The organism is Streptomyces sp. NPDC104367, assembly GCF_055583825.1.
In genome coordinates, this window is the sequence record NZ_JBVJND010000013.1 from 15,270 (window position 1) to 39,947 (window position 24,678).

Below are 24,678 nucleotides of genomic sequence, written 5' to 3' on the forward strand. Positions count from 1 at the left end.
GCGGGCGATGAGACGGCAGAAGGCGTCAGGAGAAGACATGGAGCTGGTGCAAGACCTGTGGGACGCGTGCCCCGATGACGTCGATCGCATACCGCACAGGTCGGAGATCGATCCCGCCTTCCGGTTCGGCGCGAACATGTGGGTCTTCGGCGAGACGGGGGCGGTCGGCCTGCCGCGGTTCGCCGTCGAGGCGGTCGCCGGCCAGTGGGAGCACGCGGGACTGCAGGCCAACGTCGTCGTTCCGGGCAGGTTCGTGCTGAACGGAGCCGGACCCGTCGACGACTTCGCCGTCGCCGATCTCCCGGACGGCGCTCGCCGGATCCTCGCCGGGCCGCTCCGGTTCGAGCAGCGCGAGCCGCTGCGGCGGTGGACGGCCGCGTGGAACGGACCGATGCGGCTGACCGACAGCACGTCGCAACGTCGTGGATCACCGCCGGAGGGCGATGCCGATGTCGTGTTCGAGATCACGGCGACGATGGCGGCCCCTCCGTGGTTCCAGGCCTCATCGCGGGTCGGCGCCGCCGGGGGCGGCCGTCTGACGCAGTTCTTCCGCAGCACGGGCGACATCGTCATCGACGGAACGGAACACTCGCTCAGCGGTACGGGGCTTCGGGTCCTGCGGACGGGCATCCGTGCCGGGGGCACGTTCGACGGCCACGTCTGGCAGGGCGCGCTGTTCCCTGACGGGTCGGCGTTCGAACTGCTCGTCTACCGTTCGGTGCCCGGCGGCCCTCCGAAGTTCTCGGGGGGCTTCGTGCTCCGGGACGGCAAGCGGACGGACGCGGTGGTGCGCGAGGTCCGGTGGCTCAGCCCGGAGCCGGACGCGGACGGCGATGTGAGCCTCGTCCTCGACACCGACGGCCGCGAGGTCCACATCAGTGGCACCGTGCACGGTGAGTCGTTCTCACCGGCCGGTGGGTCGCTGTTTCCCGGATGGACGGTGAACGGCGTGCGGCGCACCAACCGGACGGACTTCCAGCAGGCGATGGTCCGCTACGAGTGGGACGGTCAGACCGCCTACGGCCTCCTGGAACGCTCGTGCCTGCCCAGCCCGGCCCGCTCTGCCGAGAGGACGGCTCTCGTCTCATGACCCAGACCCACACCGACTACCGGCTGAGCCAGTTGGACCAGCTGGAGGCGGAGTCGATCCACATCTTCCGTGAGGTCGCCGCCGAGTTCGAGCAACCCGTGCTGATGTTCTCCGGGGGCAAGGACAGCATCGTGATGCTGCGCCTGGCGGAGAAGGCGTTCTACCCGGCGAAGATCCCGTTTCCGGTCCTCCAGGTCGACACCGGCCTGGACTTCCCCGAGGTACTCGCGACGCGCGACAACTGGGTCGGCCGGCTCGGCGTGCGGCTGCACGTCGCGAGCGTCGACGAGGCGATCGCGAAGGGCATCGTCGTCGACGACGGCAGGACCAGTCGCAACCGTCTCCAGATCGGCACTCTGCTCAACGCCCTGGAGGAGGGCGGCTACACCGCCGCCTTCGGCGGCGGCCGCCGCGACGAGGAGAAGGCACGCGCCAAGGAGCGCGTGTACTCCCACCGCGACGAGTTCGGCCAGTGGGACCCGAAGAACCAGCGTCCCGAGCTGTGGAGCCTGTACAACGGCCGCCTGCACGCGGGCGAGCACATGCGGATCTTCCCGATCTCCAACTGGACCGAGCTGGACGTCTGGGACTACATCGGCCGCGAGGGCATCGAGATCCCGAGCATCTACTTCTCCCATCGGCGCCGGGTCTTCGAGCGCGACGGGATGCTGCTGAGCGAGACCGCGCACAACCCGCTGCGCCCCGGCGAGACCGCCGAGGAGCGCACCGTCCGCTTCCGCACCGTCGGGGACATCACCCTGACCGGATGCGTCGAGAGCACCGCGAGCACCGTCCCCGAGATCATCGACGAGGTCGCGACAGCCCGCGTCACCGAGCGCGGCGCCACCCGTGGAGACGACCGCTTCAGCGCGGCGGCGATGGAGGACCGGAAGAAGGAGGGCTACTTCTGATGGCGACCGGCACCGACAGACCGGGCATGGACCTGCTGCGCTTCGCCACGGCGGGCTCGGTCGACGACGGCAAGTCGACCCTCATCGGACGGCTGCTGTACGACAGCAAGGCCATCTTCGCCGACCAGCTGGAGGCGGTCGAGCAGACCTCGAAGCAGAAAGGCTACGAGTACGTCGACCTGAGCCTGCTCACCGACGGCCTGCGCTCCGAGCGCGAGCAGGGCATCACCATCGACGTCGCCTACCGCTACTTCGCCACCCCGAACCGCAAGTTCATCATCGCCGACACCCCGGGCCACGTGCAGTACACGCGGAACATGGTGACCGGCGCCTCCACCGCCGACCTCGGCCTGGTGCTCGTCGACGCGCGGCACGGCCTGACGGAGCAGTCGCGCCGCCACGCCGTGCTGTTGTCGCTGCTGCGGGTGCCGCACCTGGTGCTCTGCATCAACAAGATGGACCTCGTCGGCTACGACCAGAACGTGCACGACGGGATCCAGCGCGAGTTCACCCGGTTCGCCACCAAGCTGAACGTACCGGACCTGGAGGTCATCCCGATCTCGGCGCTGCAGGGCGACAACGTCGTGACCCGCTCGGAGAACACGCCGTGGTACTCCGGTCCCACGCTCATGCACCACCTGGAGCATGTCCACGTGGCCTCCGACCGCAACCTGATCGACACCCGCTTCCCGGTGCAGTACGTCATCCGGCCCAAGTCCGACGACCACCACGACTACCGCGGGTACGCGGGTCAGGTGGCCGGCGGCGTGCTGAAGAAGGGCGACGAGGTCATCGTACTGCCCAGCGGCATGACCTCGAAGATCACCGGCATCGACCGCTTCGACCAGGAGATCGACCAGGCCTTCCCGCCCATGTCGGTCACCATCCGGCTCGAGGACGACGTCGACGTCTCGCGCGGCGACATGATCGCCCGGGTGAAGAACGCTCCGACCCCCACGCAGGACGTCGACGCGATGGTCTGCTGGATGACCGGCACCCCGCTCACCCCCGGGCGGAAGCTGGCCGTCAAGCACACCAACCGCACCGCGCGGGCCCTGGTCAGGGACATCCAGTACCGCCTCGACGTCAACACCCTCCACCGTGACCAGGACACCCACGAGCTCGGCCTCAACGAGATCGGCCGCGTCCGGCTGCGCACCACGGTGCCGCTGCTGGCGGACCCCTACGCCACGAACCGCACCACCGGCTCGTTCATCCTGATCGACGAGGCGACCGGCGTCACCGTCGGCGCCGGCATCGTCAACTCGGTCGGCTGACGTGGTCGCCCGGCATGTCGCGTCGGTGTCGGAGACGGAGGACCTGCGTCTGCTGGTCTGGGGGGCGTTGACGCCGAAGCGCCGCTACGTGGGCCCCGGTGCCATGACCGCACTTCACGTCGATCCGTCGGTGGCGGCCGCGGCGGTGCGGGCGGGCGTGCTCGACGTGGTCGACCTCGAAGGCGCCCCGCTGGCCACCGTGGACATCGAGAGCACCTACGACACCGGGGCGGGCCTGGTCGGGGTCGCCGGTGAGGTCAGAACGACGGTGCTGCTCGGGTCGGGTGCCTTCCGTCGGCTCCAGCTCGCCCCCGAGGAGGTCCGCGCCGAAAGGGGCGACGCCGCCTTGACGGTGGTGGTTCAGCGCCAGGTCACCGCAGGCGACCTGGCGGAGATCACGACCGCCGCTATGGGCTTACCCGTCACCCTCCTGGTCATCACCGGGGCCGGTCGCCGGCCGGCCGACCAGCCCCGGCTGATCCGCTCCGCGCTCGCGGCGGCGGCCAGGTTGTCGGGCGCGCAGGTCGTCACCGTCCCGGTCCCCCGCAGGAGCGATGCCGAGTGCGATGCCGAGGTCGTCCGCCACGTCGTCGGCAACTACGCGGCCGACGGGGTGAAGTGGCTGGCTCCGGTCGGCACGGGATCCCCGGTCGAACCCGGGCGCCCGGGCCCGGCGGGTCTGGTCCTTTTCTTCACCGGTCTGTCGGGGAGCGGCAAGTCCACCCTCGCCACGGCCGTACAGGAGTCGATCCTGGAGTCCACCGGGCGCGCCGTGACCAGCCTGGACGGCGACGTCGTGCGCCGGCATCTATCGGCCGGGCTCACGTTCTCCCGCGCGGACCGGGACGCGAACGTCAGGAGGATCGGCTGGGTCGCGGCGGAGGTCGGTCGGCACGGCGGCATCGCCGTCTGCAGCCCGATCGCGCCCTTCGACGCTGTGCGCAGAGAGGTCCGGGCGGAGGTGGCGGAGGCCGGCGGGACCCTCGTCCTGATCCACGTGGCCACGCCGCTCGAAGAGTGCGAGCGCCGCGACCGCAAAGGGCTGTACGCCAAGGCGCGGGCCGGCCTGATCCCGGACTTCACCGGGATCTCCTCGCCTTACGAGGTACCCGAGGACGCCGACATACGGGTGGACACGACCGGCATGACCCTGGAGCGGGCACGCGACCTCGTCCTCGGAGACCTCCTCGCGCGTGGCCTCCTTGCCTTCACATGAGAGGGAGTACCCCATGAACGACGTCACCGCTGCCATAGGCAGCCCTTCCGCCGTCGGCGACGACCACGCGGTCGCGACCCGGGTCGCGACCGCGGTCGGTGAGCGGCTGCTGGAGGTCCGGGACACCGCCCTGGAGGGGCGAGAACTGAAGGACCGTGGTGACCTGGCGGCCCACGAGCTGGCGGTCCGGCTTCTCGCCCGGTACCGACCGGATGACGTCGTGCTGAGTGAGGAGGGAAGGGACGACAGGGCGAGGCTGCGCGCTCGGCGGGTCTGGATCGTCGACCCGCTGGACGGTACGCGGGAGTTCTCCGAGCGTCCGCGCGACGACTGGGCGGTTCATGTGGCCCTGTGGGAGGACGGCGACCTGGTCGCGGGAGCGGTCGCCCAGCCCGCCCTGGGTGTCACCTTCGACACGGCTGAGCCGCCGCGGCTGTCCGCGGCACGGGGGACGCGGCTCAGGATCGCCGTGAGCCGGACCCGGCCCCCCGCCTTCGTCCTCCGCCTCGCCGAGGAGCTGGATGCGGAGCTGGTGCCCATGGGGTCGGCGGGTGTCAAGGTGGTCTCGGTGGTCCGTGACGTGACGGACGCCTACATCCACGGCGGTGGTCAGTACGAGTGGGACTCGGCGGCGCCCGTCGCCGTCGCGCGTGCCTCGGGACTGCACACCAGCCGGATCGACGGCTCCCCCCTCCGCTACAACCAGCCCGATGTCTACCTGCCGGACCTCGTGGTGTGCCGGTCCGAGCGGGCGTCTGTGATCCTGGAGACCATCGCCCGGGTCGGCGTCGCGGACTGATCCGGTCCTTCGCCGCCTGAGCAGGCGCGACCCGGTTCACGGCGCGAGGACGCGTGCGGCGCCACGGTGGAGCACGTGCTCGCGGGAGGTGGCGGGCGCACCGCGGACCGGGTGCGCCCGGCGAACGCCGGCCGACGCCTCATGTGCCGACGCGGAGCGGGTGGCCGCGACGCTTCCGGCAGCGGTCTTGTCAGACGTCCGTCGCGGGCTTGAACGACCGCGTGACGGGACGCTCGAACGCCCAGCCGTGACAGACGATGCCGTGAAGTCCCGACTCGCCGCCCGCGACCACGATGTTGAACCTGTCGGGGCTGTTGGTCATGGCGACCATGCCGCCCGGAAGGATGAGACTTTCGTCCGTAGCACCCAGCGGGGAATACGCTGTGCGCTCGTTCAGAGCCTTCTGGATATCCTTCGAGAACTCCCGCAGGGGCACCTGGCTCTCTCGCCAGAGGAATTCCTTGACGTCCGCGAGATCCGTGAATCCATCACGATAGATGACATCGGCCCAGTTGCCGTTGAGTACGATCGTCATCGGTGAGCAGCCCACGATGATCCACGAGCCGGCCGTGGTCCGCATGCTGTGCGCGATGGACGTCAGGAATCCCTCACCGCTCTGACTCCAGATGTCACCGATCTCCAGGATCGAGTTTGCGCTCAACGCCGTCACGCAATTCTCATCGGCACTGAAACCGTGCTGCACATGTATCGGGCCCCACGGGTTCCGCTCATCCCACTCACCGATGCACATCGAGTACCGCGCCGGCGAACCGTGGACCGACTTGCTGACCGTACGCGGGATGGAGCCCGCGATATTGATCATCACGAGTCGGAGCGCCCGCCCGATGGTCGCGTTCGCCCTGCCTCCGGGACCGAAGCACTGAAACCCGTAATTGATGCCCAGGCGATCCCGCGCCGGTCCGTTCACGACGAGGAACGGCGTAATGGGATTGCTGTTCACCGCCATGTCGGCGAGCCTGAACACCGGATCCGAGGCGGCTTCCACGGCCGCGAGCACAACCGGGAAGTAGTCCGGGCGGCAACCCGCCATCACGGCGTTCGCGGCGACGGCCTCGACCGTCGCCGTTCCTCCGCGCGGCATGAGAGTGGCCACCACCTCGTCGGCCGACCGGTCCACGGTGCCGAGCATCGCCGCCACCCGGTCGGGTGTCGGCGGGATGAGCGGCAGGCCGTCCCCGAGGTTCTCCCGCTCCGCGTATTCGTAGAAGCTTTCTGGAGAACCGTCGATCCGCAACTTGAGTTGAGCAGATGCCATGCCTTCCACCTCTCTCGGCCACCGTCCGCTCGTCGGCCGGTGGGCGGCTCTCGACCAGCCACCGCCGGTCTCACGGTGCGACTGGGCGATGGACAAGCCGCCGGGCGACGATCCGCGGCCTCCTGCGGACCCTGGCCACCGGCGGCGCCCGCCGGTGGCCAGGGTCCGCAGGAGGCCTACGAGCCGGACCGTCCCGTCAGCGCGGTTTCCACATCGCCCACGCGCTCGGCCGCGATACGCACGATCTCGTCCTCGCTCATGACCTCGTAGGCCGCCGGCAGTGCCACCACGGGCACCTGCCCCTGGCCGCGGAACTGCAGGGTCCTCTCCGCCAACGTCCGGAACCCGGCGGTCGCGACAACCGTCACCGGCATCCCCCGGGAGGCGAGTTCGGCCGCGGCGGTCGCAACGGAGGCCGTACAGGACCCGCAGTTGCCGAGGCCTACGACTGCGACGTCGGCGTTGCGCGCGATGTCGTCGTAGCGCTCGGTCAGATACGGCCTCTCGTCCTCCCACCGCTGGTGGGCTATGCCGTGGTCCGGCAGTGAAAGGTAATCCTCAAGGCTGTCGCGGAAGTAGGTCCACGATCGCCAATGACCGTGCGTCACGATCGCGACCTTCTTGCCTTTCAGGCTGTCCGGGACAGCGACCCCGACGCTGCCTTCCTGAGCCCCGGTCGTGCCGCGTGGATCGATGATGGTCAGGTACTCAAGGGGTTCCGTACCAGCGATCAGAGTCTCCGTCACGGTCATCCCGTTCACCTCTTCTTCGCCTTCGGCCGCGTATTCCTTGCCTTTTGGCCGCACATGTTTACCAACCAACCATCATTAGTGCGATTCCCGCAAGAGCGTAGGACGCCTGTTCCAGTCGGTCAATGGGACAGCCCGCCGCCCTGTGCCCGATTCTCGCGGCGGGACGGCGCGACCACCACCCATACCCGCGACAGCCCGAAATGAGCCCGGCCTGAACCCCGCGCCGGCACAAAGCCTCGACGAATCCACCCGGCATTGTCCCCCGCACCGGGATCCCGCTCCTCGGGTCACCGGCACCGGTATGGGGACTAGACGGAATGAACCCGGCGGCTGCGGAACAGCCACCGGCCGTCCACGTTGACGAGCTCGTCCCGGTAGTAGCCGGTGACGGTGATCTCGGCACGCTCACCCGGAGTCTTGACAAGCATGAAGTAGCACCGCCCGGTCACCCCTGTCGCCGTCGAGTTGATCTCGGCGTTTCCGCACCAGTGATACCCCTTGGCGCTCACGGAGTTTCCCTGCACCATCGCGCGCAAGGCCTCACGGCCCTTCCTCACCGAAGAGCGCCGGGCCAGTTCCGGGTTGTCATCCGCCGGCCCGAGCTCACCGTCCTCGGTGAAGCATTCGAGCCAGGTATCGATGTCTCGCAGATCGATCGCGAACGCGTACCTGGTGTACAGCTGTTGGATCTGGACGTAGTCCTCCAGGGTCAGCCCCGACCCTTCGGTTGCCGTATTCAAAACGCGGACTCCTTCACTGCGCGTTGTCGAAGTCGCCGGAGCGTCGACCATCCTCGCGGTCGCACCCCGGCCCGCCGGCTGGTACCACCGAGCCCCACCGCACCACGCACCACACGCCGGACCGCGCCATCCTGCGGGCCGCTCGGCACGTCGACGTGACACGCATTGTAGTACACTACTAAGCTGGTCGACCCTGTCGAGCGCGAGAGATTGCGCGGCGGGGCGGTCGACGCGGTACGGGACGACGAGAAGGCCAGTGGACCGTGTGCACCGACGTCGTGACGAGATCCACGCTCGGTTCGTCCTGCTGGGCGGCGGCGTGCCGCAGCTTTCCCGCAAAGCCCGGGTCGCCGAATCAACTCACGTCTCCTCACGCGCGATCCGTCACCCTGCCGGCCTGTGCGTCACCGCTTTCAACCGGATCGTTCGCGCAGGCGGAACCGCAGGATTTTCCCTGATCCCGTGCGGGGAACGGCATCGGTCTCGACGATGTCGGCCGGCACCTTGAAGCGCGAGAGCCGACTTCGGCAGTGCTCCAGAAGGGCCTCCCGGTCGAGTTCGCCGGGTCTGTCGAGCACGACGAACGCTATCGGCTCTTCACCCAGGTCGTCATGGTCTCGCGCGACGACGGCGGCATCCGTGACACCTTCGGCCGCCAACAGCACTTCCTCGATCTCGGCCGGGTAGATGTTCTCGCCGCCACGAATGATCAGTTCCTTGACCCGTCCGCTGATCGTCAGGAACCCGTTGCCATCCCGACGGGCCAGGTCACCGGTGCGGTACCAACCACACCGCAGGACGTCCTGAGTCGCCTCGGGCAGCCGGTGATAGCCGGCCATGACGTTGGGGCCGCTGACCCATAGCTCACCCTCCTGCCCGGTCCCGACGTCCTCGCCGGTCGACGGATCGACCAGGCGCACCGAGATGCCCGGCAGCGGCAGCCCGCAGGAACCGAGCTCGCGGCTTCCGGACAAGGAGTTCATGGTGACCATGGTGGAGGTCTCCGTGATGCCGTATCCGTCCAGGAGACGCACGCCGAAGACTTCCTCGAACTCGGCGTTGAGGGGGCCGGACATGATGGCTCCTGCGGTCACGCACGTCCGGAGTCGACCTTTGTACTCGGCCTCCGGGCGCTGCTTCGCGCCGCGGAGAAGGTACTGGAACATCGTCGGCACACCGGGGAGGACCGTGTAGCGGCCGGAGCACAGCTGATCCAGCACCCCGCTCGTGGAGAACCTCGGAAGAATCCGTTCGCTCGCTCCGACGGCGAAGACCGCGAGCACGCACAGATCAAGAGCATAGGAATGGAAGAGCGGCAGAGCGCACAGCAACTCGTCGTCGCAGGACAGTTCGACGACGGCTGCCCAGCAGGCGGCGACCACCCAGAGGCAGGAGCGCTGGGTGAGCAGCACACCCTTGGGGCGCCCGGTCGTACCCGAGGTGTAGAGCATCCATGCGACGTCGTCCAGGCCGAGGTCGTCACGCGGCTCAGCGTCGGGCTCTTGGGACACCAGGGTGTCGTACGCGAGCAGCCCCTCGCTCCCAGCGCTCTCCCCGGCCAACACGATCCGAACGGACTCGGGATCCGGACCGGCCTCCAGGAGGTCACGGACCTGCCTCAGGTGTTCCGGGTCTGTGATCACCGTCCTTGCCCCACTGTCGGTGACCATGTGAGCGAGCTCGGCAGTGGCCGCGAGCGGGTTCACACAGACACCCACCAGGCTCGCCCGGGTCAGCGCGAGGTAGCACTCGGCGACCTCCACCCGGTTGTCCATGAAGACCAGAACCCGGTCGCCCGGCGCCAACCCCCCGGCCACGAGGTGCCCGGCAAACCGACGTGTCCGCTCGGCGAGGTCCGCGTAACTGATCGAGATCCGGTCGTCCCAGAACGCCACTTTCGGCCCGTAGCGCACGGCATGGCTGGTGAGGAGCTCCGGGACGGGACGGATCAAGTCGACGTTGAGCACAGCACCCCCAGACGCTAACTAACGATAATTAGTGATGTGAATATAGGTAGGCCCCAAGCGGGACACAAGAGTCTGGAACGGCCCACTCGGTCCGGGTGGCAGCGCCGACGATTTCGGCGCGCCCCTCACGAGCGGCAGGCGGCCGCTCGGACGAGTGCGCGGCGCAGGTTGTCAAGATCATGAGGGCTGCGACCCCACCGCGCACCGTGGGCCGTAGGCTGTAACGCATGGCGATGACGCGATCCCGATCGGCCGAGTCCCGTGAGACGCGGGGCGCGGTGACTCCGGCAGCCGTGCGCGACGCGGCGCTCACCCTCTTTGCCCGGCGCGGATACCACGGCACGGCGCTGAGTGAGATCGCAGCCGAGCTCGGAGTGCGCACGCCGAGCCTCTACAATCACATGAATTCCAAGCAGGACCTGCTCGATGCGATCGTCTCGGAGACAACGGAACAGGTGTGGGCCGACTACGAGGCGGCGGCGGCGGACAGCACCGGTCCGGTGGACACACTGCGCAGTGTCGTCAGGGCGTACGCACTGCGCCACGCCCTCCATCGTCGTGAGGCGCTTGTCGTCAGCCGGGACATCTCCAGCCTTGAGGACGGGGCATATGAGCGGGTCCTCCACCTGCGCCGGCGCCACGAGGGTGCCATCCGAACCCTCATCGTCGATGGTGTGGGCGGCGGCGTGTTCCATGTCGAGAAACCCTCTCTGGCATCGTTCGGGATCCTGGAGATGTGCGTGAGCATCGCCCGCTGGTTCCGGGAGGACGGCGAGCTGTCTGCCGAAGAAGTCGCGGACCAGTACAGCGAGTTCGCCCTGCGCCTCGTCGGTTTCCATGGTGCGGACGCGCCCTGACCGGGCCACGTCCCCCTGTGAGGGTGCCTGCGATCAATCCTCCGTGGCGTTCGGAGCATGGGGAAGCGCGGTGGTGAAGTCCGCCCGCTGAACCGAGTTCAAGCGGCACGCGATCGTGCTCGTCCGGTCCTCGCCGCATCGGAACGTCACCGAGGTTGCCCGGGAGCCGGGAGTGAGCCCCGAGGGGCTGGGTCAGGCAGGACAGGACCGACCGGGGCGAGGGGCCGAAGGGCGCGCTCACGACTGATGAGCGCGAGGAGTTGCGTCGCGTTCGCCGCGAGTCGGCCGAAGCCAAGAAGGCGAACGAGGTCTTGGTGAAGGCCGAGGTCTTCTGTATCTCTTCATCGGTGCGGAGAGGGCCACGATGGCTATGGCGTCGCGTGGCTGTGCCGCGTGCCGGGCATCAACCGCTCCAGCTGTTACTCGTGGCTCGCCGCGCGGCCGGCGCCGAACGGCATTGCGCTGAGGGCGGGTTGGCCGGTCGTATGCGCGACATCCGCGGGACCACCCGCCGTCGCCGCCAGACGAAGCACGACGCCAAGGCCGCCCCGGCCCCCGGACTGCTCGGCCGCGACTTGACCGCCAGGAAGCCCGGCACGAAACCGGTCGGGGACATCACTCACCTGCCGACGATCGGGGGCTGGTGATGCCTGGCGACCAGCACCGCGCCGGACTGGTCACCGACGCCCCGCGCATGGCCGCCGGGCGCGGCGGCCTTCAGCCCGGCTGCATCAGGGACAGCGATCACGGAAGCGAGTACACGAGCAGTGAATTCCGATGCGAGACAAGGCGGTTGAACCTGCGACAGAGCAGGGGAAGAACCGGCACATATTATGATAATGCTCCAGCCGAGAGCTTCTTCGGACTGCTCAAAGCGGAGATCGGCACCACCAACTCGACTCCGACGGAGCGGAAGACGTCGGCCCGGGCGGCCTCGTGGTGCTCCCGGGAAGGAATTGAGGACGCACCGAGCCTCGCCGACGTCGTTGCCGACGGCTCGCTGTGCGCCCAGGGCGTCGGACGAGAGGCCTCTTGAGGCTTCCAGAGGTTTCTAGCGGGCGGTCCGGGGTGACACCCGCACGCCTCGGACCCAGGTGGCGACGGGGCGACACGTTTCCGGGGTGCGCAGTGTCCTGGCGAGGTCCGTCTTCAGCAGGACCAGATCGGCGGGCGCCCCGGCCCGCACCCGGCGGGCAGGACCTCCCGGGGCATCGGCGGGGCTGAGGTACCCGGCCAGCGCGACCCGCGCGGGGACGCGTTCCCCGGGACCCAGGGAACGGTTCGCGGCCGAGGCGATCACCTGCCACGGGCCGACCTCCCCGTACGGCGCGTCGCTGGAGGCGCAGACGGGGACCCCGGCGTCGCGCAGGGAGGCGTACGGATAGAGGTGCGGGAGGTCCTCGGCCTCGACCTCGCGCGCGTAGACACGGCCCCGGGTGCGAAGGAAGTCGGGCTGGGTCACCACCCGTACGCCCAGGCGCGCCATCCACTCCGCCAGCGCCGGCGGCGCGACCGACGCGTGCTCGACGCGGTCGCCGGGACGCACCCCGACCTCCTCCAGGACCGTCAGCGTCAGGACGAGCGACTCCAGCGTCACACAGTGGACGGCGACGGCCCGCCTCGTGTCGTGGACGGCGGCGACCGTGGCGGCCAGTTCGTCGAAGGCCGGCAGGTCGTGGTCGCGCAGCAGGAGTTTGCGCGGTCCGGAGGTGATCCCGGCGGGCAGGCCGACGCCTTCGGGGGCGCCGAGGACGGTGAGATGCTGGGGAAGTGCGCCCGTCGCCCGCGCGGTGGCGAGCAGGGCCAGGGCACCGGGGGTTAGGTCGGGTGTGGCGTCGGTGATTCCGGTGATGCCGTGGTCGGCCAGGCGCTGTCCGACGGGGGCCAGGTCCGGGGGGTGGTCCGGCAGCGCGGGGCGCAGCCGGGAATCGTAGCGCCACAGCCGCCCGGTCGGGACGCCGTCGTGGTCGCGCTCGACGTCGGCGCTCGTGTCCAGGACGTGTGCCACGCGCTCCAGGGCACGGGAGTTCAGCATCCACAGGGCCCCGCTGCGGTGCTGGACCCGTACGGGTACGTCGGCGATCCATCGGTCGAGCACCTGCCGGTCGAGCGGGCCCGCCACCGCGTCGTGATAGCCCGTCGCGCGGATCCAGCCGGACCGGGGCGTGGCCGTGCGCAGGGCCTCGGCCAGGGCGGCGGGGCCGTCCACGGCCTCGGGGCCGACGTCCACCGACTCCCACGCCGCGGCGAGCGCCAGGACGTGGATGTGGTGGTCGTGAAGCCCCGGCAGCAGGGCACCGCCGGCTCCGTCCACGCTCTCCTCGTCGGTCGCGGTGGCGCGCAGCCGGGGTCCGACCTCGGTGACCCGGCCGTCGGCCACGCGCACGTCGACCCGCCTGCCGTCGACCGCGACGTCCCGGATCAGCAGGCTCATCGGGGGCGCGGCCCTTCGATCGGCACGCGGCCTCCGTCGTACTCGACCCACCACTCGCCTCGGTGGTGGACGACCCGGTGGGGGACGGTGCCGTGGTCGACTGTCGCCGCGGCGGTGTGCAGCATGGACACGTCGATCAGCCGGGCCTGCGTCGACCGCAGGGCGTCGGCCGCCGCGACCGCCGCCGTCACCCCGGCGAGCGGGTCGGCGATCGCGTCCCCCACGGGCAGCAGGGCACCGGCGTCCGGAACGACCAGGCCGGCGCAGGCCGCCACGTCGTCGCCGAAGCCGACCGCGTCGTCGTGTCGTCCCCGTGCGGTGATCGAGAGCCAGGACGTGCCCGCCTCGACGGCTTCCTCGGCGAAAATGCCGAGGTGGCGCAGGGCCCTGGGCCGGGAGGACTCGACGACCAGGTCTGCCTCCCGGATGAGGTCGCGGAGCCGTCCGGTCTCGGTGGCCAGGTCGAGCACGATCCGCTCGTGACCGCCGTGGAGCAGCTCGAAGAACGCGGCCGGGCCGCGTCGGGCCCCGTCGGGCCGCTGGCGGGACTCGACCTTGACGACACGGGCGCCGCCCAGGCCGAGCAGGTGGGCGCAGAGCGGCCCGGCCCACAGGCTGCTCAGGTCCAGGACCAGCGGCTCGGCCGTGGGGGTGCGGCTGCCGAGGGCCGTGGTCACGACGCCGGGCCGACGGTTGCGTCCCGGTTCCGGAACGGCGCCGCCGGGCAGGGAGAGCAGGGCCAGGCGTTCCGCCGCCGCACGGGTGGGACGACCGGCCGCCCACGCGCCGACGGCCTGCCACGGCTCGTCGACATCGCCCTCGACGAGCGCCGGGAGCAGTTCGAGGTCCGCGGGGCGGACCAGCGACAGTCCGAGGTGTCCGTCCCCGGTCGGCAGCACGCGGAAGGCGCCACCGCACGACCAGGGGCCCTGTCGGGTGAGTCCCGCGTAGGCGGCCCGCTCTCCGAGGATCCCCGGAAGGGTCAGACCGAGGTGGGCCAGGTGCTCACGGACGACGGTGGCGGCCCGGCCGGGGGGCAGCCGCGGCGGGCCGTCGGGCCGCCCGGTCAGGGCGAAGGCGCCCGACCGGGCCCAGTCGAGGACGGGGTCAGACACGGCTGTCCACCAGACCCCAGGCCAGAGCGGTCGGTACGTCGATGCGGTCGCCGCTGAGTGCGAGATAGGCGGTGCGGTGGCGGCCGATTCGGCGGGTGAGCGAGACGGTGCCGCCGGCTCCGGGGACGAGCCCCATGGTCAGCTCGGGCAGTTGGAAGAAGGCGTCGTCGTGTGCCGTGACGCGGGCGGCGAAGGCGGGCACCTCGATTCCGGCGCCGATGCACGCGCCGTGCAGCTCGGGGACGACCCGGTCGCGCAGCCGGTGGACCAGGTGGCCGGCACTGCGTCCGAGGCGGGTCAGGTGCGCGGACACGGGGTCGGCGGCGGTGCCGAACTCGTCGAGGTCGCCGCCCGAGCAGAACGAGCGTCCGGCGCCGCGCAGCAGGACCTCCTTGACGCTGTCGTCGAGCAGGGCGACGGTGAGGGCCTCGATCAGACCGTCGCGGACCGCGCGGCCGAACGCGTTGTGCCGTTCGGGCCGGTTCAGCGTGACCTCCAGGAGCGCCGCGTCACGGTGCACCAGGACCGGCTCGGACGCGGCTCGTGGGGCGCGTGATGGCGTGGCCGCCCGCCATGCGGCGAACTCGGGTCCGGCCAGGAGGACGGAGTAGGCGAGCGACTCCGTCCGGAGCCCGTCGAGGACGTCGGCCCGGGCGTTCGCGGTCAGCAGGTCGGCCAGCGTGAGTGCCGCCCGGGGCGCCCTGGCCGTGGCCCGGGTCAGCCGTGGGAGTCCGTCGTCCACGGCCACCCAGGCCCGTCCGGGCCCGCCGGGCGCCACCGTACAGGTGAGGGCCTCCATCACCGGGGCCGCCGCGCGGCTCACCGGCCGCTCGGCGTACCCCACGGTGACGACGGTCGGCCCGGCCAGCGCCCTGAGGGCCCCGGCGATGTCGCCCGGCTCGGCCGGGGTGTCCAGGTCGACGACGGCGAGCGGCGCCTGCGCCGGATCACCGGACAGGGCCACGGCGCCGTCGGCCACGTCGCGGACGCTCAGCATCGGCCCTCCTCGGGTACGGGCCCGTACGGCCGGGTGGCCGCACGCGCGTCCCGCGATCTTCTCAGAGCAGGTCAACTCGTGGGCGGCTCGGCCGTCGGAGTGATCTGCCGGTACTCGTCCACGCTGAGGACGTCCACACCGTCGGGCACGTCGTGCGGCGCGACGCCCCAGGCCATCCGGATGACGGCGATGTCGGAGGGGAGGCTGACACGGCCTCGCTCGGCCATCACCAGTTCGCCGTACACGTGGTTGTCGACCACCTTCCGCGCGTCCACCGTATGCCTTTCGGCGGCGGCGACGCTCCGATAGAAGAGGACGGTCTTCCGCTCGGGCGACTTGGTGCCCAGCGGGGCGTCGGGGAAATCCCCGCCGACGACCGATTCCTCGCGGCATACGAATACGTGCGTCTTGGTGTGGTCGATCAGGGTCCTGTCGTCCTCGAAGACCTTACGACGATCCTCCGGCGAGTCGTAGTTCTTCGTGATGTCGAGGAAGTCCACGACATTCTCCACCCAATGCTCCGTGACGGCATTGGGGCCGTCGGTGCCCGTGACGATGTTCACCGAATAGCCGTCCATCATTCGGCACAGTTCTCGGCCCAGCACCGCGTGGTGATTCACGTAGTGATCCGCGAAGTCCTCCGGGCTTCGTCGGGTCACACGGTGGAAGAGCCAGATCATTTTCTCCATGACGACTCGTCTCAGAAGGTGGCGATCGGGTTGACCGCGCTTCCGGAGGTCTTCTCGAACCGGATCGGGGCGACCGAGATGAGGAAGTCCCACTGCTGCAGGCGTTCGGCGGTCTGCGCGCAGGCGTAGAGGTCGCAGTGGTCGATGAGCCACAGGCCCATGGCCGACTGGGCCACCGTGTGGATCGGCAGCATGATCGAGTCGTAGCCGGACGGGATGACGTCCTGGCCGGTGTCGCAGCCGACGTAGGCGACGTCACGCTCGCGCAGCCAGGGCAGGCAGGCCGCGTGCCAGCCCTGCTGGCCGCTGGTCGGCGAGAGCCGCTGGTCGGTCTCGTGCCGCATCCGGTCGTAGCCGGTCCGCAGCAGCACGGCGTCGCCGGACTGGACGGTCACCCCCTGGCGCTTCTCCGCGGCTTCGATGTCCTCCGGGAGGACGGGCTCCCCGAACTCCAGCCAGTCGACGCCGCGCGCCGCCGGGATGTCGAGCAGCACCCCCCGGGTCACCAGGCCGGCCGCGGCGACGTCGATGCTGCCGAAGGAGATGCCTCCGTCGGCGCTGACGACGTCGGTCACGTCGCGGTCGTTGTAGAGCTTGCCCTTCCAGAAGATGTGGGAGACCGCGTCGAGGTGGGTGAACGCCGAGTCGTGACAGTCGTAGCGCACGTGCTCCGCGATGCCTCCCCACTGGAGTTCCGCGGGCGGGAAGTTCTGCACCGCCGTGTCGCGCGCTGCCGACGCGGTCGCCGTCGGGACGTCCCACGCGCACGACACGCTGACCCCGTGCTTCACCGCCGCCGTGCCCCGCAGGCGCGCTTCCGGGGTGATGAGGTTCAGGGTGCCGAGCTGGTCGTCGTCGCCCCATCGTCCCCAGTTGGACAGCTCGTGGTGGAAACGCAGGACGTCGTCGGTCGTGGGCAGGTTCGGGCGGTCGTTCATGGTGATCCTCTTTCGGAGGCGCCGGTCGCGCGGGGTACGGGGATGCGTCGTGACGAGGGTGTCGGGGCGACACCGTGGACGTGGCTCAGCTCGTGCGCTGCCGTGTGGTGAGGCCACCGTCGACGGGCAGGTGGACCCCGGTGATGAACCGGGCGTCGTCGCTGGAGAGGAACAGTGCCGCGCGCGCGATGTCCGACGGTTCGCCGGCGTGCCCGAGGGGGCACTGGGGGCCGAACGGGTAGGTGTCGGGGTCGTACCCCATGTCCCGCATGGTCTGGCGGCGCAGCGGGGTGTCGATCATCCCCGGCGAGACCGTGTTGATCCGGATGCCGTCGCGGCCGTGGGCGTTCGTGATGTCGACCATCAGGCCCAGGAGCGCCGCCTTCGACGACGCGTAGGCGGCCTGCCTGCCGTCTCCGGAGCGGATCGAGGAGACCGAGCCGATATTGACGATCGATCCGCCGCCCACTTCGGTCATCACCGGGATCGCCGCCCGGCACATCATGAACGGACCCAGCGTGTTCACGGCCATCACCCGGGAGAACAGCTCCGGCGTCGTCTCCGCCACACCGACGAGCGGGGTGTAGGCGGCGTTGTTGACCAGTGTCGTGACCGTCCCGAACACGTCCACCGCCGCGACGACCGCCCGCTCGCAGGTGGCCTCGTCGGAGATGTCACCATCGACCGCGACCGCCTCGCCTCCCACGTCGGAGATCATCTTCTGGGTGGCGGCGGCGCGCTCCGCCTCCAGGTCGACACACACCACGCGCGCGCCCTCGCGGGCGAAGAGCAACGCGATGGCCTGCCCGATTCCGGTGCCCGCGTCGCTGGAGCCCGCTCCGACGACGATCGCGACCTTGCCTTTCAGCCGTCCATCAGTACCCATGTGTCATTCCTTCACGCTGAAGCAGTTGATGTCTTGGGGAAAGTTTCCCGAGCATTCCACCGGAACCGGTGGCTGCATAATGTGCACACAGCCCTGCCACCCTCACGGGTCATTCGTAGAGGGAGTGCATCAGCCGTCGCCGAAAAAGCCACACGCCGTCCAGCTTGACCAGCTCGTCCTTGAAATGGCCGACGATGGTGATCTCACCGGTTCCTTCGGGTGCCTTGAGCAGCATGAAATAGCACTCCCCCAGCACACCGGTATCCGTCGGCGTCATCACGAGATTCGTATTCCAGTGGTATCCCGGGGCGGCCGGGCTGTGCGCCATGGCGTCGCCCTGGGCGCGCAGCGCGTCATGGCCCTTGACGACCTTTCCCTGGGCGCGTCCGAGTTCGCCGTCCGCCGTGAAGCAGGCGACCCATGCGTCGATGTCCCTCAGATCGATGGCGAAGGCGTATCGCGCGTACAGCTGCTCGATCGCGTGGTAGTCCTCCGTCGGCAGGGTGCGCGACGCGGGGGACGTGGGAGATGCGGACAAGGTGGGTTCCTCTTTCGGTTTCGGCCGTGCTGTCCGGTGCGGGGCGCGCGTCACGCGCTCGCCACGACCTGCCCGGTCGGTGCGGAGCGCCCCGCCAGGTAGTGCTGGGCGTCCAGGGCCGCGGCGCATCCGGAACCGGCGGCGGTGATGGCCTGGCGGTAGGTGTGGTCGACCAGGTCGCCTGCCGCGAAGACTCCGGCCAGGTTGGTGCGGGTGCCCTCGCCGGTGAGCACATAGCCGTGGTCGTCCAGGTCGACCTGGCCGCGGACCAGTTCGCTGCGCGGTTCGTGGCCGATGGCGACGAAGAGGCCGGCGGTGGCGAGATCCCGTTCGGTACCCGTGCGGGTGTCGCGCAGCCGGATCCCGTCCACGGCGTCGCCGCCGAGGATGTCGACGACTTCGGAGTTCCAGACCCAGCGGACCTTGTCGTTGGCCTTGACCCGGTCGGCCATGATCTGGCTCGCCCGGAGCGCGTCGCGCCGGTGGATCACCGTGACCGACGACGCGTACCGGCTGAGGAAGTCGGCCTCCTCCATGGCGGTGTCGCCCCCGCCCACGACGGCGACGTCCATGTCCCGGAAGTAGGCGCCGTCGCAGGTGGCGCACCAGGAGACGCCGCGTCCCGAGAGTTCGGTCTCACGGTCGACGCCGAGATGCCGATAGGCCGAGCCCATCGCGAGGACGACCGCGTCGGCGGTGTGCTCGGTGGTCCGGGTGCGCACGGTCTTGACCGGGCCGGTGAGGTCGACCTCGACCACGTCGTCGCTCGCCAGCTCCGCGCCGAAGCGCTCGGCCTGGGCACGGAACTGCATCATGAGTTCCGGCCCCATGACCGGGTCGGAGAAGCCCGGATAGTTCTCGACCTCGGTGGTGTTCATCAGCGCGCCGCCCAGTTCCATGCCCTCGAACACCAGGGGCCTGAGGTCCGCCCGGGCGGCGTAGAGGGCGGCTGTGTAGCCCGCCGGGCCCGATCCGATGATGATGACGTTGCGGTGGTTGGTCACGGATGTCTCGTTCCATTCGATGTGCGCTGACTGGGGACCGCTTCGGGTGGTCGCGCCGGACGGTACCCGGGCCGGCCCCGGGTTCGGGCCCGGGCCGTGTCACCCGCGGGGCCGCCCGCGGGGACCTACGTGAGGCGGAAGCGCGGCAGCGCGGTGACGCCGCCCTCGGTCGGGCAGAAGACGACCTCGACCCGGCTGCCGATCCCGATCTTCGAGAAGTCGTCCGTGAGGATGTTGGTCAGGATCCGCGGGCCCTCGTCGAGTTCGACGTAGGCAAGTACGTAGGGAGCTGCGTCGGCGTAGTCGCCCTGGCCGCGGCGGTTGACCGTGTAGGTGTAGACGGTCCCGCGCCCGGACGCCTCGGTCCATTCGGTCTTGTCGCTCCAGCACACCGGACAGATCGCCCGCGGGTACCAGATCACCCCGGAGCAGTCGGCGCAGCGTTTGAGGATCAAGGTGCCCGCCCCGGCGGCGTCCCAGAAGGGCTGTGTCTCGGGGTTGATCTGCGGTTCCGGTGCGGGGAGTGCCGTGCTCACGCATCCTCCCGGCCCAGGATCAGGGTCGCACTGCCCATCCTCGTGCCCAGGGTGCCCCCGGTGCCGTGGGCCAGCGCGAACTCGCAGTCGGGCACCTGCACCTCGGTGTGCGCTTCACCGCGCAGTTGGCGGACGGCTTCGACGACCTTCGTCACGCCGCCGCGGAAACCCGGATGGTTGTTGGACAGGCCGCCGCCGTCGGTGTTCAGCGGGAGCCTTCCCCCGGGCGCCCGCAGGCCGCCCTCGGACACGAACCGGCCCCCCTCGCCCTTCGCGCAGAAGCCGAGGTCCTCGATGGTCTCCAGCACGGTGATCGTGAAGGAGTCGTAGATCGACGCGTAGTCGATGTCCGCGACGGTCACCCGGGCCTCCTCGAACGCGCGCGGACCCGACCATCTAGCGCCTGTGCAGGTCAGATCGTTTCTTCCGTTCATCGCGTACTTGGGCGACTCACCGTGCCCGAGCACCTTGACCGTCAGCCGGCCGAGGTCCCTGGCGACCTCGGGCGACACCACGACGAGGGCACCGCCCCCGTCGGTGACGACACAGCAGTCGAGCCGGTGCAGCGGGTCGCTGATCATCGGCGACTCCAGGACCTCCTCGACCGTGACCTGCCGCGGCAGCAGCGCGTGCGGGTTGAACGACGCGTGGTACGAGGACGCCACCTTGACCTCCGCCAGCTGTGCGCTCGTCGTCCCGTACTCGTACATGTGCCGCCGCGCCGCCAGCGCGTACAGGGATGTCGTGGTGAGTCCGTAGACATCCTCGAATCCGGCCTCGGGACCGTTCGAACGGGGCCGGCTGACCCCGCCGAGCGAGCGCGGCAGCCCGGCGAGCGTGATGAGGGCGACGTCGGCCTTGCCGGCGGCGATGGCCGCCGTCGCGTGGCCGACGTGACTGAGATACGAGGAGCCGCCGAACTCGGTGGAGTCCAGATATCTCAGATTCCTCAGGCCCATGTACTCGGCCATCGACACCGGACCGAATCCCGGAGCGTCGGCGGCGCAGAAGTAGGCGTCCACGTCGTTCACCGTCAGTCCGGCGTCCCGCAGAGCACCGAGCGCCACCTCAAGATGCAGCTGCGGCACGGACTTGCCGGTGATCTTCCGTTCGGGGTGCTCGTAGGCACCCGCGATATGGGCTTTCCCGCGCAGGCTCACAAGGCCCTCGGCACGAATCGGAGTGCGGTGCTCGCGGCTTCTTTCCGACGGCACCGGGATGGAATGCATCCACCACCGGGCCCGGCCACACTTCGCTGTGATGGCATAAGGTTCCTCCACGCCGCCTTCGGCAATCCCGTGGCCGAAGGCTAAACGAGCGGTGATTCGCCGGTCTAGAGGCTGTCACCAAAATAGTGGCCTACTTTTCCGCCGGTGACACGGTGTGCGCCGGACATCGACCCGCGGTCATATCCCGGTCGCCCGCACGACCGTATGCGCACCGGGCGTTTTCGAGCACGCGGAAAAGGCCGAGCCTCGGCGGCCCGGCCGATGTGGGCCGTACTCTCAGCCGGACTGCGCGAGTTCGAACGACCGGGTGACGGGGCGTTCGAACGCCCAGCCATGGCACACGACTCCGTGCAGACCCGACTCGCCGCCGGCCACGACGATCTCGAAGTTGTCGGGGCTGTTCGTCATGGCGACCATGTCGCCGGGAAGAATGAGACTCTGGTCGGTCGGACCGTCCGGCGAATACGCCTTCTTCTCGCTCAGGGCCTTCTGGATCTCTTCCGAGAAATCACCCAGCGGTACCTGGCTCTCCCTCCACAGGAACTCCCGGACGTCCGCGAGATCGGAAAATCCGTCGCCATGGATGACTTCGGCCCAGTTCCCGTTGAGCACGATCGTCATCGGCGAGCAGCCCACGATGATCCACGATCCCGCGGTGGTCCTCATACTGCGGGCGATGGAGAGAAGGAAGGACTCGCCGCTCCGACTCCAGATGTCGCCGATCTCCAGGAAGGAGTTGGCACTGAGCGCCGTCACGCAATTCTCGTCGGCCCGGAATCCGCGTTGCACGTGCAGCGGGCCCCAGGGATTTCTTTCCTCCCATTCACCGATGCACATCGAGTACCGCATGGGCGATCCGTGCACCGATTTGCTCACCAGCCCCGGGACGGCCCCCCCGAGATTGATCATCACCAGCCGCAGCGCCCGGCCGATGGTCGCGTTCGCGCGGCCACCGGGGCCGAAGCACTGGAACTGGTAGTTGACGCCCAGAGCGTCGCGGGCCGGCCCGTTCACCACCAGAAGGGGGGTGATGGGATTGCTGTTCACCGCCATGTCACCCAGCCGGAAGAGCGGATCCGACGCCGCCTCCACCGCCGCGAGCACCGCCGGGAAGTAGTCCGGGCGGCAGCCCGCCATGACCGCGTTGGCCGCGATGGCCTCGACGGTCGCCGCCGCTCCACGCGGCATCAGGACCGCGACCACGTCGTCGGCCGCCCGGTCGACGGTGCCGAGCATCGCCTCGACCCGCTCGGGCGTCGGGGGGACGAGCGGCAGACCGTCCCCCAGGTTCTCCCGCTCCGCGTAGTCGTAGAAGCTTTCGAGCGAACCGTCTATATCGAGGTGGAGCTTGGCCGATGTCACGCGCACAACCTTTCCGGACCCCGCCCGTACCGGTCGGTGGCCACATACACGGGCAGCTCGACGCCGGTGCGCCGCCCCGCTCCCACCGCGGGGCCGCAGCCGCACCTGCGCTCCGTTCACAAGTCATGCCATCGGCCGAAGTCGCCCTCGCGGCACGACTTCTCCGACGCGTACGACGCTAGGACGCCCCGCGACCGGTGAGCGCCGCCGTGACGTCGGCGACCCGCTCCCCCGCGATGCGGACCATGTCCTCTTCGCTCATGACCTCGTACGCCGCGGGCAAGGCGACGACGGGCACATGACCCTGGTTCCTGAACTCCAGGGTCTTCTCGGCCAAGGTGCGGAAACCGGCCGTCACGACCACCGTCACCGGCAGTCCCCGGGACGCGAGTTCGGCAGCCGCGGTGGCGACGGCCGCCGTGCAGGACCCGCAGTTGCCCAGCCCGAGGACCGCGGCGTCGGTACCGCTCGCGATCTCGTCGTACCGCTCGGGCAGATGCGGCCGGTCGTCCTGCCAGCGCTGGTGCGTCGCCCCGTGGCCCGGGAGCGACAGATGCTCCTCCAGGCTGTCCCGGAAGTAGGTCCACGACCGCCAGCGCCCATGGGTGACAAGGGCTACCTTCCTGCCCTTGAGGCTCCGCGGGCCCGCCGACACGGCCCCTTCGCCCTCCTCCGCCGCCGCTCCGCGCGGATCGACGATCACGAAGCGCTTGAGGGTCGCACCACCACGGCCAGGGATATCCGTCCCGATCATCCCGTTCCCTTCTTCCACGCCCGGGCCCGCGGCGCAGGGAATCCACCGCATCACCATGAGCGTGTTTACTAGTGCACTACTTACATTAACGCTGGCGTCGCGCCAGGGTCAATGACCGTGCCGACCGAGCACATGACTCAGCCTCCGCACGCTCCGCACACCCCTGTCGGCCCGGCCCGTCCATCGCACCAGGAGCCCGGGGGCGGCGTCCCGAGCCGCGCCGCGACGGGAGGACGGGCGGCACCGTATGCGGCGCCGTCTTCCATGAGGTCGTTCACAAGTGGTGCGCCGCGCGGACCGGGGAACCGGCACGTCGCCTCGGCCGCCTTCACCCCGGTGCGGTGCAGGCCCATGCCCTGGAGTGCCTCGTCCAGGTCGGCGGCGGCAGGCGACCGGACCGGGAGGGGCTGGGCCGTCGGCGCGGTGCGCAGTGCGGCGCGGAACAGGCGCAGAGGGCGGCGCCGAGCCTCGGGTGGTCATGGCGGCGAGAGCCGGAACCGCGCGCCCCGGGACGGCCAGCGCCAACACCGTGTCCACCCGCACGCCCCACCCCGGCACGGGCACTGTGGCGGATCCCGATCCCGGCCTGGTCGGCATCGGCTCCAGACCGCGCGGGTTCGCCACGTCACACCTCTCCGTCACCACCGGATGTGAGACAAGGCCTGCTTCCTGATGGACCCGGCGCGCCGGCGTCCACGCGGTAGAGAGCCGCGAGCAACGGCCATGCCAGAGCGGCCATCTCTTGAGGCGTCCGGGGGCAGCCGTGCTGGAGCCACTCGGTGGCGACGCCGAGCAGGGCGCCCGCGGTGAAGTCGGCGGGCACATCGTGGGGAGCGTTGCCGGGAGAGGTGCCCTCCTGCCCATGCTCAGGACGGGGAATGCTTCGTATACGCGCGGCGATGCGACAGCGGACGTAGTCGATGATGCGGGCGCTTCCTCGCGGGCCCAGAAGACTGCGATACAGGTTGGCGTGCTCGGCGAAGCTCTCGAAAAAGGTGCACAGCGCCGCGGTGGACCGCTGTTCCAGGCCGTTCGGCGCGTGGGGGACCACGGGGACCGTGGCGATCAGGTCATCGACCATCGTCGCGCACGCGGCCTCCGCCAGTTCGTGAACGTCCTGGTAGTGGTCGTAGAAGGTGGAGCGCCTGACGCCCGCCCGCTCTGTGACATCGGCGACGGCGAGACGCGCCAGGTCCTGTTCCTCGACGAGGTCCATCAGAGCGCGCTGCAGGGATTCCCGGGTGCGACGCACACGCCGATCCGTCACCGGTCCGTTTCCGCTCTCACTGATACGCACACCTCTAGCGTACG

24 protein-coding genes are annotated in these 24,678 nt (G+C 69.8%); 6 read left to right on the forward strand and 18 right to left on the reverse strand.

Going from position 1 to position 24,678, the window contains the following annotated elements:
* Positions 1–37 precede the first annotated feature (37 nt).
* The 5 genes from ACZ619_RS20530 to ACZ619_RS20550 are packed head-to-tail and all read left to right on the forward strand — an operon-like array spanning position 38 to position 5,293.
* Entirely contained in the window at positions 38–1,090 is a 1,053-nt protein-coding gene (locus ACZ619_RS20530; protein ID WP_469600702.1) for a hypothetical protein, read from the forward strand.
* Entirely contained in the window at positions 1,087–2,001 is a 915-nt protein-coding gene (cysD, locus tag ACZ619_RS20535) for a sulfate adenylyltransferase subunit CysD (protein WP_469600708.1), read from the forward strand. Before ACZ619_RS20530 ends, cysD begins: the two co-directional genes overlap by 4 nt.
* On the forward strand, positions 2,001–3,278 hold the full coding sequence (locus tag ACZ619_RS20540) for a sulfate adenylyltransferase subunit 1 (protein ID WP_469600710.1): 1,278 nt from the start codon (positions 2,001–2,003) through the stop codon (positions 3,276–3,278). Before cysD ends, ACZ619_RS20540 begins: the two co-directional genes overlap by 1 nt.
* A 25-nt stretch (positions 3,279–3,303) precedes the next feature.
* Positions 3,304–4,494 (forward strand): adenylyl-sulfate kinase, encoded by a 1,191-nt coding sequence (cysC, locus tag ACZ619_RS20545; RefSeq protein ID WP_469600711.1) that lies wholly within the window; start codon positions 3,304–3,306, stop codon positions 4,492–4,494.
* Positions 4,495–4,507: 13 nt separating this feature from the next.
* A complete protein-coding gene (locus ACZ619_RS20550; protein WP_469600713.1) occupies positions 4,508–5,293 on the forward strand; it encodes a 3'(2'),5'-bisphosphate nucleotidase CysQ in 786 nt (261 codons plus the stop codon).
* Positions 5,294–5,483: 190 nt separating this feature from the next.
* Here the strand turns inward: ACZ619_RS20550 and ACZ619_RS20555 are convergent, their stop codons facing one another.
* The 4 genes from ACZ619_RS20555 to ACZ619_RS20570 form a co-directional block, all read right to left on the reverse strand.
* The gene (locus ACZ619_RS20555; RefSeq protein ID WP_469600716.1) at positions 5,484–6,569 is read right to left on the reverse strand and encodes a hypothetical protein; all 1,086 of its coding nucleotides are present in this window, start codon (positions 6,567–6,569) and stop codon (positions 5,484–5,486) included.
* Positions 6,570–6,745: 176 nt separating this feature from the next.
* Positions 6,746–7,321 carry a UGSC family (seleno)protein gene (locus ACZ619_RS20560; protein WP_469600718.1) on the reverse strand — a complete coding sequence of 192 codons (576 nt, stop codon included), beginning with the start codon at positions 7,319–7,321 and terminating at the stop codon, positions 6,746–6,748.
* Between the two features lie 308 nt (positions 7,322–7,629).
* Positions 7,630–8,061, reverse strand: a complete 432-nt coding sequence (locus ACZ619_RS20565) for a nuclear transport factor 2 family protein (RefSeq protein WP_469600721.1) — start codon at positions 8,059–8,061, stop codon at positions 7,630–7,632.
* 413 nt (positions 8,062–8,474) lie between these two features.
* Entirely contained in the window at positions 8,475–10,028 is a 1,554-nt protein-coding gene (locus tag ACZ619_RS20570; protein WP_469600725.1) for a class I adenylate-forming enzyme family protein, read from the reverse strand.
* Between the two features lie 227 nt (positions 10,029–10,255).
* On the opposite strand from ACZ619_RS20570, the gene ACZ619_RS20575 reads away from it, so the two are divergent.
* Entirely contained in the window at positions 10,256–10,885 is a 630-nt protein-coding gene (locus tag ACZ619_RS20575; protein ID WP_469600729.1) for a TetR/AcrR family transcriptional regulator, read from the forward strand.
* Between the two features lie 619 nt (positions 10,886–11,504).
* Here the strand turns inward: ACZ619_RS20575 and ACZ619_RS20580 are convergent.
* From ACZ619_RS20580 to ACZ619_RS20645, 14 genes are all read right to left on the reverse strand, one after another.
* A complete protein-coding gene (locus ACZ619_RS20580; protein WP_469600732.1) occupies positions 11,505–11,633 on the reverse strand; it encodes a hypothetical protein in 129 nt (42 codons plus the stop codon).
* Positions 11,634–11,936: 303 nt separating this feature from the next.
* Positions 11,937–13,319 (reverse strand): amidohydrolase family protein, encoded by a 1,383-nt coding sequence (locus ACZ619_RS20585; RefSeq protein WP_469600734.1) that lies wholly within the window; start codon positions 13,317–13,319, stop codon positions 11,937–11,939.
* Positions 13,316–14,434: a CoA transferase gene (locus ACZ619_RS20590; protein ID WP_469600736.1), complete on the reverse strand. Its 1,119-nt coding sequence runs from the start codon at positions 14,432–14,434 to the stop codon at positions 13,316–13,318. Before ACZ619_RS20590 ends, ACZ619_RS20585 begins: the two co-directional genes overlap by 4 nt.
* Positions 14,427–15,431 carry an enoyl-CoA hydratase/isomerase family protein gene (locus ACZ619_RS20595; RefSeq protein ID WP_469600739.1) on the reverse strand — a complete coding sequence of 335 codons (1,005 nt, stop codon included), beginning with the start codon at positions 15,429–15,431 and terminating at the stop codon, positions 14,427–14,429. The genes ACZ619_RS20590 and ACZ619_RS20595 overlap by 8 nt, the downstream gene beginning before the upstream one ends.
* Before the next feature lie 71 nt (positions 15,432–15,502).
* Positions 15,503–16,120: an EthD domain-containing protein gene (locus tag ACZ619_RS20600; protein ID WP_469600742.1), complete on the reverse strand. Its 618-nt coding sequence runs from the start codon at positions 16,118–16,120 to the stop codon at positions 15,503–15,505.
* A gap of 11 nt (positions 16,121–16,131) precedes the next feature.
* Positions 16,132–17,058 (reverse strand): cyclase family protein, encoded by a 927-nt coding sequence (locus ACZ619_RS20605; RefSeq protein WP_469600744.1) that lies wholly within the window; start codon positions 17,056–17,058, stop codon positions 16,132–16,134.
* Between the two features lie 85 nt (positions 17,059–17,143).
* Positions 17,144–17,944, reverse strand: a complete 801-nt coding sequence (locus ACZ619_RS20610; protein ID WP_469600747.1) for an SDR family NAD(P)-dependent oxidoreductase — start codon at positions 17,942–17,944, stop codon at positions 17,144–17,146.
* 109 nt (positions 17,945–18,053) lie between these two features.
* A complete protein-coding gene (locus ACZ619_RS20615) occupies positions 18,054–18,482 on the reverse strand; it encodes a nuclear transport factor 2 family protein (protein WP_469600749.1) in 429 nt (142 codons plus the stop codon).
* 50 nt (positions 18,483–18,532) lie between these two features.
* Positions 18,533–19,486, reverse strand: a complete 954-nt coding sequence (gene trxB / locus ACZ619_RS20620; RefSeq protein WP_469600751.1) for a thioredoxin-disulfide reductase — start codon at positions 19,484–19,486, stop codon at positions 18,533–18,535.
* Positions 19,487–19,611: 125 nt separating this feature from the next.
* Positions 19,612–20,022, reverse strand: a complete 411-nt coding sequence (locus ACZ619_RS20625) for a Zn-ribbon domain-containing OB-fold protein (protein WP_469600754.1) — start codon at positions 20,020–20,022, stop codon at positions 19,612–19,614.
* Positions 20,019–21,182, reverse strand: coding sequence for a thiolase domain-containing protein (locus ACZ619_RS20630; protein ID WP_469600756.1), 1,164 nt, complete (start codon positions 21,180–21,182; stop codon positions 20,019–20,021). Before ACZ619_RS20630 ends, ACZ619_RS20625 begins: the two co-directional genes overlap by 4 nt.
* A gap of 345 nt (positions 21,183–21,527) precedes the next feature.
* Complete coding sequence (locus ACZ619_RS20635) at positions 21,528–22,613, reverse strand: hypothetical protein (protein ID WP_469600759.1); 1,086 nt, start codon at positions 22,611–22,613, stop codon at positions 21,528–21,530.
* Positions 22,614–22,791: 178 nt separating this feature from the next.
* Positions 22,792–23,367 carry a UGSC family (seleno)protein gene (locus ACZ619_RS20640; protein WP_469600762.1) on the reverse strand — a complete coding sequence of 192 codons (576 nt, stop codon included), beginning with the start codon at positions 23,365–23,367 and terminating at the stop codon, positions 22,792–22,794.
* A gap of 625 nt (positions 23,368–23,992) precedes the next feature.
* The gene (locus ACZ619_RS20645; RefSeq protein ID WP_469600765.1) at positions 23,993–24,664 is read right to left on the reverse strand and encodes a TetR/AcrR family transcriptional regulator; all 672 of its coding nucleotides are present in this window, start codon (positions 24,662–24,664) and stop codon (positions 23,993–23,995) included.
* Between the last annotated feature and the right edge of the window lie 14 nt (positions 24,665–24,678).

Excerpts from the sequence above, each read along its gene's own strand:
- ACZ619_RS20540 (WP_469600710.1), top strand. The coding sequence starts at position 2,001 with ATGGCGACCGGCACCGACAGACCGGGCATGGACCTGCTGCGCTTCGCC.
- ACZ619_RS20595 (WP_469600739.1), bottom strand. The coding sequence starts at position 15,431 with ATGCTGAGCGTCCGCGACGTGGCCGACGGCGCCGTGGCCCTGTCCGGT.
- ACZ619_RS20530 (WP_469600702.1), top strand. The coding sequence starts at position 38 with ATGGAGCTGGTGCAAGACCTGTGGGACGCGTGCCCCGATGACGTCGAT.
- ACZ619_RS20560 (WP_469600718.1), bottom strand. The coding sequence starts at position 7,321 with ATGACCGTGACGGAGACTCTGATCGCTGGTACGGAACCCCTTGAGTAC.
- ACZ619_RS20605 (WP_469600744.1), bottom strand. The coding sequence starts at position 17,058 with ATGAACGACCGCCCGAACCTGCCCACGACCGACGACGTCCTGCGTTTC.
- ACZ619_RS20555 (WP_469600716.1), bottom strand. The coding sequence starts at position 6,569 with ATGGCATCTGCTCAACTCAAGTTGCGGATCGACGGTTCTCCAGAAAGC.
- ACZ619_RS20575 (WP_469600729.1), top strand. The coding sequence starts at position 10,256 with ATGGCGATGACGCGATCCCGATCGGCCGAGTCCCGTGAGACGCGGGGC.
- ACZ619_RS20585 (WP_469600734.1), bottom strand. The coding sequence starts at position 13,319 with ATGAGCCTGCTGATCCGGGACGTCGCGGTCGACGGCAGGCGGGTCGAC.
- ACZ619_RS20610 (WP_469600747.1), bottom strand. The coding sequence starts at position 17,944 with ATGGGTACTGATGGACGGCTGAAAGGCAAGGTCGCGATCGTCGTCGGA.
- ACZ619_RS20600 (WP_469600742.1), bottom strand. The coding sequence starts at position 16,120 with ATGGAGAAAATGATCTGGCTCTTCCACCGTGTGACCCGACGAAGCCCG.
- ACZ619_RS20640 (WP_469600762.1), bottom strand. The coding sequence starts at position 23,367 with ATGATCGGGACGGATATCCCTGGCCGTGGTGGTGCGACCCTCAAGCGC.
- cysD (WP_469600708.1), top strand. The coding sequence starts at position 1,087 with ATGACCCAGACCCACACCGACTACCGGCTGAGCCAGTTGGACCAGCTG.
- ACZ619_RS20550 (WP_469600713.1), top strand. The coding sequence starts at position 4,508 with ATGAACGACGTCACCGCTGCCATAGGCAGCCCTTCCGCCGTCGGCGAC.